18 protein-coding genes are annotated in these 16,487 nt (G+C 40.5%); 1 reads left to right on the top strand and 17 read right to left on the bottom strand.

What is annotated here, in order from left to right:
- Positions 1-127 precede the first annotated feature (127 nt).
- The 11 genes from acpS to rpoE all read right to left on the bottom strand — a co-directional run bounded on the left by acpS (position 128) and on the right by rpoE (position 9,672).
- A complete protein-coding gene (gene acpS, locus AB4128_RS07715) occupies positions 128-508 on the bottom strand; it encodes a holo-ACP synthase (RefSeq protein WP_372037385.1) in 381 nt (126 codons plus the stop codon).
- Complete coding sequence (gene pdxJ, locus AB4128_RS07720) at positions 508-1,245, bottom strand: pyridoxine 5'-phosphate synthase (protein ID WP_192022332.1); 738 nt, start codon at positions 1,243-1,245, stop codon at positions 508-510. The genes acpS and pdxJ overlap by 1 nt, the downstream gene beginning before the upstream one ends.
- Positions 1,246-1,336: 91 nt before the next feature.
- Complete coding sequence (recO, locus tag AB4128_RS07725; RefSeq protein WP_372037386.1) at positions 1,337-2,044, bottom strand: DNA repair protein RecO; 708 nt, start codon at positions 2,042-2,044, stop codon at positions 1,337-1,339.
- 44 nt (positions 2,045-2,088) lie between these two features.
- Positions 2,089-3,093: a GTPase Era gene (gene era, locus AB4128_RS07730; protein WP_055025599.1), complete on the bottom strand. Its 1,005-nt coding sequence runs from the start codon at positions 3,091-3,093 to the stop codon at positions 2,089-2,091.
- A complete protein-coding gene (gene rnc / locus AB4128_RS07735) occupies positions 3,090-3,770 on the bottom strand; it encodes a ribonuclease III (protein ID WP_055025598.1) in 681 nt (226 codons plus the stop codon). Before rnc ends, era begins: the two co-directional genes overlap by 4 nt.
- Positions 3,770-4,684 (bottom strand): signal peptidase I, encoded by a 915-nt coding sequence (gene lepB, locus AB4128_RS07740; RefSeq protein WP_065109037.1) that lies wholly within the window; start codon positions 4,682-4,684, stop codon positions 3,770-3,772. The genes rnc and lepB overlap by 1 nt, the downstream gene beginning before the upstream one ends.
- 294 nt (positions 4,685-4,978) lie before the next feature.
- Positions 4,979-6,769, bottom strand: a complete 1,791-nt coding sequence (gene lepA / locus AB4128_RS07745) for a translation elongation factor 4 (protein ID WP_055025596.1) — start codon at positions 6,767-6,769, stop codon at positions 4,979-4,981.
- Between the two features lie 140 nt (positions 6,770-6,909).
- Entirely contained in the window at positions 6,910-7,377 is a 468-nt protein-coding gene (locus tag AB4128_RS07750; protein WP_372037399.1) for a SoxR reducing system RseC family protein, read from the bottom strand.
- 119 nt (positions 7,378-7,496) lie between these two features.
- Positions 7,497-8,441, bottom strand: coding sequence for a MucB/RseB C-terminal domain-containing protein (locus AB4128_RS07755; RefSeq protein ID WP_055025595.1), 945 nt, complete (start codon positions 8,439-8,441; stop codon positions 7,497-7,499).
- Positions 8,442-8,453: 12 nt separating this feature from the next.
- Complete coding sequence (locus AB4128_RS07760; RefSeq protein ID WP_055025594.1) at positions 8,454-9,068, bottom strand: sigma-E factor negative regulatory protein; 615 nt, start codon at positions 9,066-9,068, stop codon at positions 8,454-8,456.
- A 25-nt stretch (positions 9,069-9,093) separates the two neighbouring features.
- A complete protein-coding gene (rpoE, locus tag AB4128_RS07765; RefSeq protein ID WP_055025593.1) occupies positions 9,094-9,672 on the bottom strand; it encodes an RNA polymerase sigma factor RpoE in 579 nt (192 codons plus the stop codon).
- 224 nt (positions 9,673-9,896) lie between these two features.
- Here rpoE and nadB point away from each other — a divergent pair, with 224 nt between their 5' ends.
- Entirely contained in the window at positions 9,897-11,510 is a 1,614-nt protein-coding gene (gene nadB, locus AB4128_RS07770) for an L-aspartate oxidase (RefSeq protein ID WP_055025592.1), read from the top strand.
- A gap of 90 nt (positions 11,511-11,600) precedes the next feature.
- Here nadB and AB4128_RS07775 read toward each other — a convergent pair whose 3' ends face one another.
- From AB4128_RS07775 to AB4128_RS07800, 6 genes are all read right to left on the bottom strand, one after another.
- The gene (locus tag AB4128_RS07775; RefSeq protein WP_372037387.1) at positions 11,601-12,029 is read right to left on the bottom strand and encodes a protein YgfX; all 429 of its coding nucleotides are present in this window, start codon (positions 12,027-12,029) and stop codon (positions 11,601-11,603) included.
- Between the two features lie 75 nt (positions 12,030-12,104).
- On the bottom strand, positions 12,105-12,353 hold the full coding sequence (locus tag AB4128_RS07780) for a succinate dehydrogenase assembly factor 2 (RefSeq protein ID WP_119968899.1): 249 nt from the start codon (positions 12,351-12,353) through the stop codon (positions 12,105-12,107).
- A gap of 31 nt (positions 12,354-12,384) precedes the next feature.
- Positions 12,385-13,317, bottom strand: coding sequence for a transcriptional activator NhaR (nhaR, locus tag AB4128_RS07785; RefSeq protein ID WP_055025590.1), 933 nt, complete (start codon positions 13,315-13,317; stop codon positions 12,385-12,387).
- 27 nt (positions 13,318-13,344) lie between these two features.
- Positions 13,345-13,734: a hypothetical protein gene (locus AB4128_RS07790; RefSeq protein ID WP_055025589.1), complete on the bottom strand. Its 390-nt coding sequence runs from the start codon at positions 13,732-13,734 to the stop codon at positions 13,345-13,347.
- Positions 13,735-13,748: 14 nt separating this feature from the next.
- Positions 13,749-14,933 (bottom strand): Na+/H+ antiporter NhaA, encoded by a 1,185-nt coding sequence (gene nhaA / locus AB4128_RS07795; RefSeq protein WP_372037388.1) that lies wholly within the window; start codon positions 14,931-14,933, stop codon positions 13,749-13,751.
- A 675-nt stretch (positions 14,934-15,608) separates the two neighbouring features.
- Positions 15,609-16,460, bottom strand: coding sequence for a thymidylate synthase (locus AB4128_RS07800; protein WP_282166635.1), 852 nt, complete (start codon positions 16,458-16,460; stop codon positions 15,609-15,611).
- Between the last annotated feature and the right edge of the window lie 27 nt (positions 16,461-16,487).

The raw sequence follows: 16,487 nt of genomic DNA on the forward strand, positions 1-16,487 counted from the left end.
AGTGGAGCTCAAGCTCTAGGTTTTTCAATCAATGCCTTTAGACCAGTTATTTAATTTTCGGCACAAATAAAAAAAGCGCCGAAGCGCTTTTATAAAAACTAAAATGAGTTATTGTCGATACAACTCGTTAGGACTCAATAACCACGGTAGCAACTGCGTAGTGCTGCTCATCAGCAATTGTCAGATGCCCGTTTGTGGCGCCGAGTTCATGCATTCGTGCAAGCGCCCCGTCGGTAAAGCTCACTTGCGGTGCACCACTATCGTTATTACTGATGTGAATATGCTGAAACGATACACCTCGGCCAATACCTGTACCTAATGCTTTTGCTGCCGCTTCTTTTGCAGCAAATCGCTTTGCAAGAAAACGATGAGGCGCACTTGAGGCTATATACACTTGTAACTCTACCGGTGTGAGTACTCGCTTTGCCAGCTTATCTCCCAAACGGGCATACTGCTGTTCAATGCGATTGATTTCAACAATATCTGTGCCAAGTCCCTTGATTGCCATTACTCGCCTCTGCGACCTTCTAGCATCAGTTTCTTCATATCTTTAACTGCGACAGCTAAGCCATCAATTGCAGCTCTAGCAATCACTGCATGACCAATATTAAGCTCATAAAGTTCAGGAATAGCAGCAATCGCTTTGACATTGTGATAATGCAAACCGTGTCCCGCATTTACAACTAAGCCCTTGCTATGCGCATACTTAGCCATTTCAGTGATACGAGCTAACTCCAATGCTTGTTCTTCATCAGTTTTAGCATCAGCATAGCAACCGGTATGAATTTCAATATATGGAGCACCAGAGGCCACAGCTGCATCGATTTGCGCTTTATCAGCATCAATAAATAAAGACACCTTAATCCCATGGGCTGCTAAACGCGTCACTGCATCAGTGATTTTATCCATCTGACCGGCAACATCTAAACCACCTTCAGTCGTTAACTCTTCACGCTTTTCTGGAACTAAACACGCATAAGCGGGTTTAACATCGCAGGCGATAGAAATCATTTCTTCAGTCACAGCAAATTCAAAATTCATTCTGGTTTTTAGCGTCTTTGCTAAAAGATATACATCTCGGTCAACAATGTGGCGACGGTCTTCTCTTAAGTGAATAGTAATACCATCTGCACCTGCATGTTCTGCGACTGCTGCTGCATGTACAGGATCTGGATAATCTGTACCACGCGCTTGTCGTAGAGTAGCAATATGGTCGATGTTAATTCCTAATAAAATTCCACTCACGGTAGCGCTCCTTAATCACAATAATATTTAGCGTAAATGGGTTATTAACCTCATTCACCTAGCTTAAATGACTTCTATAAATTCACTTAGCTTATTTTTTAATAAATAGTTTTCTACTTAGTAATGGCTTTGTCCCCAATAACGGTGACAAAAGTAATCTCATTAGCCCTTTTGCTTGTACCAAGTTTTCAGGCGTCAATGTCTTAGCTTTAAGGTTAATCAGCATTTCGCCTGATAACAGTTGCTTACTGTGGGTAATATGCGTGCTCGCTTGCTGAGCAACAGGTAAAAAACCTTCATCAGCGATAATACGGTAACTCATCACAGGTTCAATTTTTTCACCTTGAGTATCATAATCTAATGAAGGTAACGCCCCTAGTTCAGCTAATAATTCCATTTCAAAATATCGCAGATACTCGGAGCTAAATTCGCTCGCAAGCGACATAATGCAACGGTGATAATGAATAAATAGACCTTCTGCATGTTGCCCAGAATCAAGTACCCTTACTAACAACTCATTAAGATACATCGCGGAATACAAGCTGGAAGAAGTTAACGGTAATGCAGGGGCAGCAGGCTCTATTTGGGTTATAAATTTAAGGCTTGAATCTGAAGTATCAGATTTTGAATTGAATTGAAATATCAGTGGCTGAAAAGGTTGAATGATACTTTTAAGATTTTTTTTACCACTGCCCACCCGAACAAGTGCATCTATGCGACCAACACCATCGACTAACAGATTAACAATCACACTGGATTCTCTGTATGGTCGATGATGAAGTATATATCCGCGTAACATGTTAGTTATGAACAGCGTTAAACAAAACTGGTACTGACACTTGGTTAGTCTTCGCCATAGCCTAAACTGCGAAGTGCACGCTCATCGTCAGCCCAACCCGATTTAACTTTGACCCAAATTTCGAGGAAGACTTTATTATCAAACAAGGTTTCCATGTCTAATCTAGCTTGGGTGGCAATTGTACGAATACGCTCACCTTTATTACCAATTACCATGCGTTTTTGGCCTGTGCGTTCCACAAGGATTAGCGCATTGATTTGATAAACACCGTTATCCATCATCTTAAATTGTTCAATTTCAACGGTTGCATCATAAGGTAACTCGTCACCTAAAAAGCGCATGAGTTTTTCACGAACAATTTCAGATGCCATAAAACGCTGAGAGCGATCTGTCACATAGTCTTCAGGGAAATAAAACTGCCCCTCAGGTAATGAGGCTTGCGCTAAATCTAAAATGCGCTGCACATTGGTGCCTTTGGTTGCAGATATTGGCAATATCTCATCAAAGGTAAACTTTTCAGACAGCTCTGCTAGATAAGGAAATAACGCTTCTTTATCTTTAATATTATCGACTTTGTTAATGGCTAAAACCGTTTTACGCTTACCACTGCCTTGTTGCAGCTTATTAAGCACCATTTCGTCATCTTCAGTCCAAGTCATACCATCAACAACAAATACAACCATAGACACATCAGCAAGAGAACTGGCAGCAGCACGGTTCATTAAACGGTTAATAGCCCGTTTTTCATCAATATGAAGACCTGGGGTATCAATAAAGATGATTTGTTTCTCTTCATCAGTATGAATACCCATAATACGGTGACGAGTTGTCTGAGGCTTTTTAGAAGTAATACTGACCTTCTGCCCAAGCAACTTGTTTAATAGTGTAGATTTACCTACATTTGGTCGACCGACAATTGCAACCATGCCACAAAAAGTCACTTCATATTTGGCTTTTGCAGCTGGTGCAGCACCGTTCATCCTTGCCAATAATTCATCTAAGCTTGGCTCTACTGGCGAGCTTTCTGGCAAGTCTGTTTTTTTGGTCATTTATTAATTAACTCCAATACCTGAGCGGCTGCAAGCTGCTCAGCTTTTCTTCTTGAAGTACTGACACCCGTCACTACTTTATCTAATTCAGAAATACGACATTCGACCGTGAACGTCTGATTATGCGCATCACCTTTTACATCAACCACATTATATTCGGGTAAAGGCTTTTTATAGCCTTGCAAGTACTCTTGCAAAATGGTTTTAGGATCTTTTTGATTTATACCAGGTTTAATCTCAGCTAATCGTTGCTTATACCATGTCAGTAATAAGCGTCGACACGTTTCGATATCGGCATCTAGGTATATCGCACCGATGATGGCTTCTACAGCATCGGCTAAAATAGATTCCCGTCTAAAACCACCGCTTTTTAACTCACCAGGCCCTAAATAAAGGTAATCACCTAATTTAAACTCTTTTGCAATCACGGTTAACGTTTCACCTTTCACTAAGGTTGAACGCATACGGCTTAAGTCGCCTTCTGTGACTTTCGGAAACTGGTGATATAAAGCATCAGATATCACAATAGATAAAATCGAATCACCTAGGAACTCCAAACGCTCATTATGCTTTGATGATGCGCTACGATGAGTTAAAGCATGAGTCAATAGATCTATATTCTTGAACTCATAACCTAATGTGCGACATAAACGGGGTAAATTTTTAATTGGTTCCATTACTTAATCGCACCTACTCTGTCAAAACGAACACCTGTTGGCACCCAAGTTGGTAACCAACTACTAGCAGGACGTTCAAACTCAAAGCTTATCCAAATCGCAACCGCTTTACCGACTAAATTGGCTTCAGGAACAAAGCCCCAAAAACGGCTATCTGTACTGTTGTCACGGTTATCACCAATGGCAAAATATTGTCCTTCAGGGACAATAAATTCGCCTACTGCTGTACCAGGCTGTTCAAAGAAGTGATTACTAAAGTCAGGGCGCGAAGGATTAATTAAAATATCATGTTCAACGTCACCTAATTGCTCAGTGTAACGAGATAAAGGAATTCCTTCTTGAGTAAACTCACCACGATTAACACTGCTTAACTTAATCGCTTTAGCACCAGGACACGCTGACTTATCTTCACATTTAGGTTGAATCAGAAACTGTTTATTTTGATAAACAACTCTGTCGCCCGGTAAACCGATAACTCTTTTAATATAGTCGATTTCTGGTTGTTTAGGGTATTTGAATACAAACACATCACCGCGTTCTGGTTCGCCTGTTTCAACTAATTTGCTGCGCCAAACAGGATCTCGCAAACCATAACTGAACTTTTCAACCAAGATAAAATCACCAACAAGCAGTGTCGGTTTCATAGAGCCTGAAGGAATTTGAAACGGTTCATAAATGAATGAGCGAAGGATCAATACAAAGGCAATCACAGGGAAGATAGAATGAGCAAATTCAACGACCACGGATTCACGTGTGATATTTTCTTTTGCTTCGTCTGATAAATCAGGCGTTTGCGCTTCAGCCAGTGCTAACTTTTCACGTCGTTTAGGGGCGAAGGCTATTACGTCAACAAGCCAAATTAGGCCGCTGACTAAGGTTACAATAACTAATATAAGAGAAAAATGGGCTGCCATTAGGGTTTAAGCTCCTGCCTTAACACTGTATATAGTTCAGTGTATGACACTAATAAAAAGTGATTATCCTATGTCGTGCTGTTAGGTTCACTCTGAGTAATGTTACAAAGTATATAAAATCACTTCATATGAAAAATTAACTTTTGCTCATCAAACGATAAAAACGATTATTAATGCCGGTTAATAATCATTTTTTAACTCACGTTTTTAATGATTTTTTAATAGCAACGCCGCAAGCAGCGGCGTTGTTATCACTCTTAATGTTAAATCAGTTTTCACTGACAAATTAAGAGCTTAGTCATTCAACTTTAACACGGCTAAGAACGCTTCTTGAGGCACTTCGACGTTACCGACTTGCTTCATACGTTTCTTACCATCTTTTTGTTTCTGTAAGAGTTTCTTCTTACGTGAAACATCGCCGCCGTAACACTTAGCAGTTACGTCTTTACGCATTGCTTTGACGTTAGAACGGGCAATAATTTGGCTACCAACAGCGGCTTGAATCGCAATATCAAACATTTGTCTTGGAATAAGCTCTTTCATCTTATCCACAAGCGCTAAACCACGATGGCGAATATTAGAACGGTGAATAACCATTGCTAACGCATCAACGCGGTCGCCATTAATCATGATATCTAAACGTACCATGTCAGCAGGCTCAAAGCGGATGAAGTTATACTCAAGCGATGCATAACCACGACTGGTAGACTTAAGGCGATCGAAGAAGTCCATAACCACTTCAGCCATTGGCAGTTCATAAGTCACAGATACTTGATTACCGTGATAAACCATATTGGTTTGTACACCACGCTTTTCAATACACAAGGTGATGACGTTACCTAAGTACTCTTTTGGTACAAGCATGTTTGCTTCTACGATAGGTTCACGGATTTCAGCAATGTTATTGATCGGCGGTAAATCTGATGGATTATCCACATACAAGATTTCACCACGTGTCATCTCAACTTCATAAACTACTGTTGGAGCTGTGGTGATTAAATCTAGATTGTATTCACGCTCTAGACGTTCTTGAATGATTTCCATGTGCAATAAACCTAGGTAACCAATACGGAAACCAAAGCCTAATGCTGAAGATGATTCAGGCTCGAAGAATAATGACGCATCATTCAAGCTTAATTTATTCAATGCCTCACGGAAGCTTTCGTATTCATCGGTAGAAATTGGGAATACACCAGCATAAACCTGCGGCGTAACCTTTTTAAAACCAGGTAGCGGCTCTTCTGCACCGTGCTTAGCATGGGTCAAGGTATCACCGACTGGAGCGCCGTGAATCTCTTTAATACCAGAGATAACAAAACCCACTTCGCCCGCTTTAAGTTCTGGGGTGTCAGTTTGTTTTGGCGTAAAAATACCTACGCGATCAGCATTGTAGTTCTGACCGGTTGACATGACTTTAAACTTATCGCCTTTCTTCAATACGCCATGTTTAATACGCACTAAAGAGACAACGCCTAAGTAGCTGTCGAACCAAGAGTCAATAATAAGCGCTTGAAGCGGTGCATCAATGTCACCTTCAGGCGGTGGAATGTCTGAAACGATTGTTTCGAGTACATCCTTAATACCAATACCTGTTTTCGCTGAACAGCGAACAGCTTCCATAGCGTCGATGCCGACAATGTCTTCAATCTCTGCAGCTACACGCTCAGGATCAGCTTGAGGTAGGTCGATTTTATTTAAAATCGGCACCACGTCTAAGTCCATTTCTAAAGCGGTATAACAGTTAGCAAGAGTTTGGGCTTCGACACCTTGGCCAGCGTCAACAACTAATAATGCACCTTCACATGCAGCAAGTGAGCGTGATACTTCGTAAGAGAAGTCAACGTGACCTGGTGTGTCAATGAAGTTCAGTTGATAGGTTTCGCCATCATCAGCTTTATAGTCGAGTGTAACACTCTGTGCTTTAATGGTAATACCACGCTCACGTTCGATATCCATAGAATCGAGAACCTGAGCGGCCATTTCACGGTCTGATAAACCACCACAAAATTGGATAAGGCGATCAGACAATGTAGATTTGCCATGGTCGATATGGGCAATAATTGAGAAGTTTCTAATGTGTTTCATTTGGCTGAAATGACTACTACTAAAATGATGGAAATAATGGTGCCAAATTGTACCTGAATAAGGGGTTAATACCAATCAGAATAAATGACACTGTAGAAATGAATATAAAAAAGCACCTAATAACGGATAAGAATGCGCATTTAACCGCGTTGCAAACTCACACCTTGGCCCAAGTAAGCCGTAATAACTGGGGTGGATTCAGCTTCTAACTTTGATGCTTGTCGCTTACCAAGAAGCCACGCGCCTATTCCACCTAAGGCTCCCATGACTATCGAGCTGTAGTCAGGGTTAATCAGTAGTAAATGGCTAAACCAAAGTCCTATTAACGCACCGATAAACAATCCGATTAAAGGGAAAATATAAACTAATAATGCGGCCTTAAGAATCACGCTCTCTGGCAGCGCAAGTTTGAGTAAATCTCCTACTAAACAAGTTTTGTCACTCTTAAGGGAAAACTGTTGGCGCTTAATAGAAAAAGCTTTAGCCACAGTCGAAGTGCCACAATTTTCATTATTTGAACAATGATTACAGGCACTTTTAAGTTCAATTTCAACCGTTACCCACCCCGTTTCATCATATGCAATAACGGTCGCCACTTCTTCTAACATAGATTGTGATAGTGATGTAGAACGGCTTGCATCAAGCAACTTGTTTGATTCAAGCTGCGTTGACGCATTGTCATTTGGGGTAGTTTTTGGTGGCGTAGATTGATTGGCCATAATCTTACTTATTTTAAGATAAGACTTTTAGCGATACGGTTTAAGGTATCAGAAGGCACTTTACCGACAGCAACAACTTCAACATTACCGACTTGCTCAACCACCATGGTTAAGCCATTACGTGTAATCAACTCATCAGGCATAGGGCTGTCCCCCATTCTGGCAACATACACAGAGATATTAACCAAGCCGTCTGTCAATGCGATATATTCAACCGACTCGTCGCTACCTAACAAACGGTGATGATCCTTAACCACCATATGGAAACCTGCGGGCAACCAGCTAAATTGCCAATTTTGGCCAGCAATACGCTCAGCAGGATTCATCACTGGCGGCAAGCCCTGACGTTCAGCTTCAATTAAAATACTGGCGGGTTCATTAAGTTCTAATAGTTCAATCACCATCATTTGCTCAATCAATTGTTTATCTTGATTGATCATGTCATAACGAAGTGGCAGACGGGTTTCCATATCAATCCATATCTGAGACATGAACCTATGCTCATCAACAGGCATGATTCTAATCATTTGACCTGGACGCCCAGCAATGCGGCTGCGACCTCCGAGCACAAATTGGTAGCCACGCTCAAGTGATGCTACATCTGTCGCAAAAATCGTTGGCCAAATCCCTTGAATGCGGGGGGCATTGATACTGTATGCAGGTTGATCGTGTTCGATAAACGTCACGGTATCTGCAACACGCACAGCATTTTTAGGAGGACCATTCAAATATTCTAAAAAGGCGACTTCTTTGTCGTTAACCGTTCCGTGTAGATAAACGAGAGGACGGATATGATCCGCTTGTAACTGGATAATGGAAGATTTGTATTGTTTGGTTTGAAGTGCTTGGCTCATACTTTCAAGCCAAGCTTTCGCAGACATTTCTTCTTCGGGGATACCTTCTGCTGCAACAGGGAATACCATTGCAGCAAGTACTAACAGGATTAGACGCAAGCTAACTCCAGATTAATTATTAATGTTGTTATCAGTATCGTTATTGTGCTGTACAACAACACCTGAATTCAACCTTTGTTGTAGCATGTGGTCCTGAATATATGAATTTATTCTGCGACGTTGCTCTACAACATTATCATTGTTTACAGCCGACTGACTCTGTACTGCACCTGTTTGCAAGCTTACTGGAGAAGCTGTACCAATCAATGGACGAGTATTCAGTACTGGTAGTGGCGAATCAGCATTTTGATCTTGACCGTAATTTTGTACACCAACAATAGCAACCATAGCAACTGTAGCCGCAATCGCATACTGGCCAAATTGCTTGAAGAAAGGAACAACATTGTCCTTCTTGGTTTCTACTTCTGTGACTTTTTCATCATGCTGAGAAACGGTATCAGTTTGCGGTGCAATTATCGCAGGTTCGAGTTCGATAGCTGCAGCAATGCTTGCTGTTAGATCTAAATCAATTGTCTGCGGTAACTCTCCGCGCATAGCATCACCAATCATGTGATAGTTTTGCCATTGCTTATGTGAGCTTTCGTCTGCTGATAACTCTGCTAATGTTTTAGCATCAACTTCGCCATCAACTGCTGATGAAACCCATTCTTGACCTGATTTAAGCATTTTTCACCTGTGTCAATAAAGACTATTACTGTTCCAGCAAAGGCTGGAGTTTCTTATCGATTGATTCCCTAGCACGGAAGATACGTGATCTTACTGTACCAACAGGACAATCCATGATGTTGGCAATATCTTCGTAACTCATACCATCAAGTTCACGTAAAGAAATTGCTATCTTCAATTCTTCTGGCAACGTTTCTAAGGTTTCAAAAATCACCTTATTAATTTCATCAGACAAAACGAGACGTTCTGGTGATGCAAATTCTTTTAATGCATCGCTGCCTTCATAATATTCAGCTTCTTCTGCATCAACACTGTTAGCCGGTGTTTTTCTGCCTTGAGAAACCAAATGGTTTTTTGCAGTGTTTACTGCAATGCGATACAACCATGTGTAAAAAGCACTTTCACCACGAAAATTAGGTAATGCACGGTAAGCTTTAATAAAGGCTTCTTGTGCCACATCACTGATGTCTGCTTGATTTCTGATATAGCGTGAGATCAAGCTCATTACTTTATTTTGGTATTTCTGTACTAACAGATTAAATGCGTTTTTATCGCCACGTTGTACACGCTCAACTAACTGTTGATCACTTATTTGTCCACTCATCCGAGCCGACTACTCCTAAATCTATAATACTGATTTCTCAGTCGCTCGAATCATATTCACATTAAAGTAGACTCGCATGCTTTGAAAAAGTTCGATATTGAATGAAAAAAATTTAATTTTTTATAAAAAATGGCTAAATCTCGCTTAATAGTAATGTCTCAGTACCCAATAAAGCGGTTTTGATTTACCATTATAGAACCATATTAAGTCACCCATGATACCTTATGAAACAAGCAGTTGAACACCAATCTGATATTTTGGTTATAGGTAGTGGTGCAGCAGGACTCACGCTTGCACTCCATCTAGCTGAAAAGTCACAAGTTATTCTCCTTTCGAAAGGACCTTTAGCTGAAGGCTCAACCTATTATGCACAAGGCGGAATCGCCTCTGTATTTGATGAATCAGATACGATTGAGTCACATGTGAGCGACACGCTTATCGCTGGTGCAGGGCTTTGTGACAAAGATGTGGTGACTTATACCGCTGAGAATGCCAAAGAGTCGATGAAATGGCTAATTCAATGTGGCGTTGCTTTTGATAAAGAAGAAACCAGTGACGGCGACCAAAGTTCAGCACCTTATCATCTAACTCGAGAAGGTGGTCATAGTCATCGACGTATTCTTCACTCTGCTGATGCAACGGGTAAAGCGGTCCAAACGACACTTCAAGATCAGGCATTAGCGCATCCGAACATCAAGGTACTAGAGCGTTATAACGCCATTGATTTAATTACGACGAGAAAGCTTAATCGCCCTGGAAATCGTGTTGTTGGCGCATATGTATGGAATCGAGATGCTGAGCACGTTGAAACTGTCACAGCCAAGTTTGTCGCGATTGCCACAGGTGGAAGCTCGAAAGTTTATCAATATACCTCAAATCCCGATATTGCCAGTGGTGACGGTATTGCCATGGCTTGGCGTGCTGGGTGTCGTGTAGCGAATATGGAGTTTAATCAATTCCACCCAACTTGCTTATATCATGCTGATGCTCGCAACTATCTGCTTACTGAAGCTTTACGTGGCGAAGGTGCTTACTTAAAACGTCCCGATGGCACACGCTTCATGCCTGAGTTTGACGAACGCGCCGAACTTGCCCCCCGCGATATTGTTGCCCGTGCGATAGATTATGAAATGAAGCGATTAGGTGCCGATTGCTTGTACCTTGATATCAGCCATAAGCCTGCCGACTTTGTCATCAAGCATTTTCCTACCATACATAAACGATGTTTAGAGTTTGGCATCGATATCACAAAGGATCCTATTCCTGTGGTACCAGCCGCGCATTATACCTGTGGTGGTGTAATGACTGACTTACACGGTCAAACAGACATCAATGGTTTATATGCCATTGGTGAAGTGGCCTACACTGGACTGCATGGCGCGAATCGCCTTGCGAGTAATTCGTTATTAGAATGTTTAGTTTTTGCCCGTGCTGCTGCACAAGATATTGAAAGTTTACTCAGTAAAATTCCAGCCCCAGGTCCCGTGCCCCATTGGGATGAAAGCCAAGTCAGTAATTCAGATGAAGAAGTGGTTATCGCCCATAACTGGCATGAGTTAAGATTATTCATGTGGGATTACGTCGGTATTGTTCGTACCGATAAAAGGCTAGAACGAGCATTACGACGTTGCGCCATGCTACAACAAGAAATTCAAGAGTATTACAGTAACTTTAGAGTGAGTAATAACTTACTAGAGTTACGTAATTTAGTTCAAGTTGCTGAATTAATTATTCGCTGCGCCATGGAGCGAAAAGAAAGCCGTGGCCTGCACTATAATGCTGATTACCCAGAGCAATTAGATAATCCTCAGCCGACAATTTTACAACCAGAGCGATAATCGAAGCTCGTAATGCTGGCTTGTTTCTCTGTTAAAATAAGCCAGCGTTCTATAGCAAACAGCTAAAGCAAACTGCTAGCCCATTTAATGTCAAAGCGTAGACTGCAGTTTTACTAACTCCCTACACAAACTTCTGTACTCTTTATCACTCAACATATCTGACCAAACAATCACCATCTGCCTGGTCATTTTAAGCTTTTTAGCCGCCGTTATTTCGAACTCAATAAATATTACGGATGCAAAAACAGTCACTATTGGCGCTCGCCATTGAATAAATTCATATTGATGATTTAGCTTCCCCACACCTTGTTCTAGTAACACAAATTGAGTGTGAAATTGGCGTAAAGTAAACAAATGCTGAATGAAAAAAATCAATGCTATTGTCAGCGTTACTGCAAATACAAGCTGATAAGCCCAATGATGGATATCCGGCCAAAGAATAAAACTCGTCAAACATATAGCGATAAGCACAAGATGAGAAAGCACTTGGCTGAATGAGCTTGTTAACGTGAACGGCATACAATACTCCTGAGATTAAGCCCGAAATTAATCAGGCTATCTGGGAGTCTCATGGCGAATAAATGGATAGAATGTTTAAGGTTGAGGACGACCACGGACAGTATTGACCATTTCTCTTAGCGCTGGGTCGGGGCAAACCTCGTGGCCCATAAACCATGCAAATAATTCCGGATCTTCACATGCCAGTAAGTCTATGAAGGTTTGTTTATCGGTATCGGAAAGTGTTTCATATTGTGAATCAACAAAAGGTTGAAACAAGACATCTAACTCTAACATCCCACGACGACAAGCCCAACGAACTCTAGCAATATTCATTAATTCCAACGCTATTCTCCTAACATCTTCTGCGGATACTTTATCTTTGATGCGAACTTCTGTATTCAACATCTTGTATTTGGGGATCGACACCTGCAAATAAATCGGTAAAGTCAGTGTCTAAAAGACGCTGAACTGCCGGATGCTGAATCATTCGCTCAGCAAACATCACATGATATTCTTCATGTATATCTTCAGTTTCACCAATCAAAACCATGCCTTGGGACAGTATATCATGTCGATAAATAGATGGAGCGACAAAAATTCCTCGCTGGAATAAACCAAATGCTTTCATCATCGCAGCATCATCGAATTCACCAAGAATACTGACATCAAGGTTTTTTTCAGCAAACCATCGATGTAACTGTTGACCTAGCGATGTTCTTTTACCTGGAATAAGTAACTTTTCTTGCTCTAAACATGCAGGGAAGTCTAAAGATGGTTTAGATGCCGCAAAAAAGCTGATGCCACACTGCCCTAGTTTCTTAGATAAAATCTCAGGATATTTTAAAGATTCACCTGCCGAGTCAGATAAAATCATATCCAACTTGTGTTCTCGTAAGCGTTGAATGAGATTTTCATGGGTCGATTCATAACAACTTAGGTGCATTGAGCCATCATTTGGAATGACAGTCAGTAAGACCCGACTCGCAAGCGCTTTTGATAGAGCAGCAGCAAAGCCAACTTCAAATAGAATTGATTCGTCTTTTTGGTAAGCCAGTAAATCCAGCATCTCATAACTTAAACTATACATTTTGTCTGCATAGCGAAATACCAATTCACCAAGTTCAGTGGGTTCTAGCGAGCGGCCGACTCGTTTAAATAGACTGCCGTTAAGACGATCTTCTAATGAGCGGATTTGACCTGTTATAGTCTGAGGTGCGAGACATAAAGCTTCGGCGGCCTTAGCCACCGAACCTTTCTTTCTAACCATCCAAAAATAATATAGATGGTTATAATTTAAATGTTGCATGTAAATAAACCAGCTAAGAGCGTTGGTTTATTTTAATCGCTGACAGTCCAACAAGCTATCAATTAATATCGATAACTCATTTAAGTTGTTAACGTTTTTAGCGGCGGTTTGTTCCTGAATAGCTAAAACGATTTCATCTTTATGCGGTTTTCTGTCTGCACAATAACTGCGATTAGCCTCTTGATAACGTTTACCAGCTCGATATTTAAGTGCACGAGACTCATATCCACTATCAGCTTCAAGACGGCTACTTGATGCATCAGTGTGATACATCAACGCACCATCTACAACGCCGTCTAAATAACTTTTACATTCGCTTGACTCAACGTTTGCTTGGCAAACATTAAACGAGGTTGCTTGAGCAGGTGCGGTAATCGCACCCATTGCTAAGGCTAACATCAACAGTTTTGTTTTCATTTTTTGCTCCGATACTACTTTGCTTCAGCTTTAGCTTTAGCTTTAGGAAGTACTTTATCAAGCCATACATAACCGATAACCGCAGCTAGCATAGATCCCATTAAAATACCTAAGCGAGCAAAGTCACCTAATTGTGCAGGGGCCGATTCGAATGCAAGTGATGAAATAAACACTGACATAGTGAAACCAATACCACACATAATTGAAACAGGGATAATTTGATTCCAGCTAATCCCAGGAGGTAGCTCAGCTAATTTTAGTTTTACTGCAACAAAGCTAAACAGTAATACACCTACAGGCTTACCAAGTAGCAGACCTAAAATAATACCTATAGTCACAGGCTCTGCTAATGAAGTGATGCTCATTCCCGATAGCGATAGACCAGCATTAGCGAACGCGAACACAGGTAAAATAAAGAATGTACTCCATGGGTGCAAACTATGCTCTAAATGCTCTGAAGGAGATGAGCCATCTTTAGCTCGCAGCGGAATACAGAATGCGATAATGACACCAGCCAATGTCGCGTGTACACCAGACTTAAGTACAGCTACCCAAAGGATAACGCCTAACAAACCATAAGGGATTAACGAGCTAACTCCTTTACGATTTAGCGCCACCATTAATGTGATAGAAATAGCAGCAACAATTAAACTTGTCATTGATAAATCAGCACTGTAGAACAATGCAATAATCACAATAACACCTAAGTCATCCATAATAGCTAGGGCTAATAAAAAGACTTTAAGAGCAACAGGTACACGGCTACCAAGTAAGGCCATAATACCTAATGCAAAGGCGATATCTGTTGCAGCAGGAATTGCCCAACCAACCTGAGTAACAGGGTCTGAGTAGTTAAATGCTAGATAAAATAAAGCTGGAAATACCATGCCACCAACAGCAGCAAAAGTTGGTAATGAAGCTTTAGCAACACTAGATAGTGCGCCTTCTAATAATTCACGCTTTACTTCTAAACCAATCAATAAGAAGAAAAGTGCCATCAAACCATCGTTAATCCATAATAATAATGGCTTATCAATATCTAATGAACCTATACGCACTTGGACTTCTGTATCAAGGAATCCACTGTATAAACCAGCTAATGGCGAGTTTGCCATTAACATAGCCAGTGCTACAGAGATCATTAAAATGATACCCCCTGCAGATTCTTGACTTAAGAAATTCTTAATTGCACGTTCCATAATTCACTCCAAAAAAAACAATTAATTCGAGTCTATCGGAATTTTTCAAACAATCATAATCGTTAGTTTCGCATTAATACCTCGGTATTTTCGAGGTATGTATCAAAACGCAGTGAGATTAATCACACAACACCCGCTAAACGCGAAGCAGATCGACGTTTAACTCGGAATATGCGCATTATTCAAGTTTAGGCGCATATTTATTTATTCACAATAAATTGCTCAACTGATGAAATAACATACATTACACTGTTTTAGCTGATGAATTATTAATAAAAAACTATCGAAAAAATCCAGCAAGAATAAAAGGCTATTTATTAACATAATCAGCCAAACAGACTTAAGCTAATATGACTACTTCCCATTGAATAACTATTAACATGAAATCAGTATAGGAATTCACTGTGAGTTTTAAACAGAAGTGAAATATAGTGTCAAAAGCACAAAAAATGCTAACCAAGTAGGATACAACTAGTTTAGCTTGTTTTTTAGGCTTCCAGATGCAATCTCAGACAAAAATGAAGTGAGTTAACACGAATCAGTGTAGTCGTTTATGAAGTGAATTTGAGGGAGTTTAGCTGTCATTACGGTGTAATTTACAATAACTAAATGATTTTAACGGTTTATCATAAGTGAAAAACCGTTAATACAATGAGTTAGCTTATCTGATTAGCATTAGACCGAAAATGGATACTTAATCGCATCATGATGCTGATAACCCACAACTTCAAAATCATCCATTGTCACCCAAGTTTCTAAATCCTTAAGGCTCTTAATGTCTGGGTTAATTTTTAATTGTGGTGAAGGAAATGGTTCGCGAGTTAGCTGCTCATTCTTCATTAGATCTAATTGGTCTTCGTAAATATGTGCATTAATAATTTTATGGTATGCGGTACCCGCCTTATTACCGGTAATTTGTGCCATTAATGCTAAAAAGGTAAACACTTGAATCTGATTAAAGTTAAGCCCTAATGGCACATCACACGAACGTTGATAACTCGTTAGGTGCAAAGTATCACCTAGTAATGAGAAGGTATGTGTATGCATACATGGTCGTAAACAACCCATATCAAACTCACCTGGATTATAAAATGTAATAATCTCACCACGGTCATCAACTCCTTTGGACAAGTTATCAACAATCTTGGCTAACTGATCGACAGTACCACCTGAGGTTTTCTGCCAACGTCGACCTTGAACGCCATATACCCGCCCCATATCGTCTTCTCCTTTACGATGTGGATTAGCAAGCCAGCTAGCATTATCATTCGCGTTCATATCCCAAGTTTTAGTGCCCAAAGCCCTAAAATCTGCAGCATTATCATAACCTCGAATATAGCCAATAAGCTCAGCAATCGCAGCTTTATAAAAGCTTTTACGAGTGGTAATAATTGGGAATTGGTTATTTTTAACATCGTACTCTAAATCAGCATTAATGATGGTTAAACAACGTTTTCCAGTGCGTTCATTCTCTATCCAATGACCATTGTCTACGATGTTCTGACATAAATCTAAATACTGACGCATTGTACATTCCTATATAAAAGCTCGATA

The sequence above is a fragment of the Shewanella sp. 10N.286.52.A9 genome (assembly GCF_041468985.1).
GTDB classification, from domain to species: Bacteria; Pseudomonadota; Gammaproteobacteria; order Enterobacterales; family Shewanellaceae; genus Shewanella; species Shewanella japonica.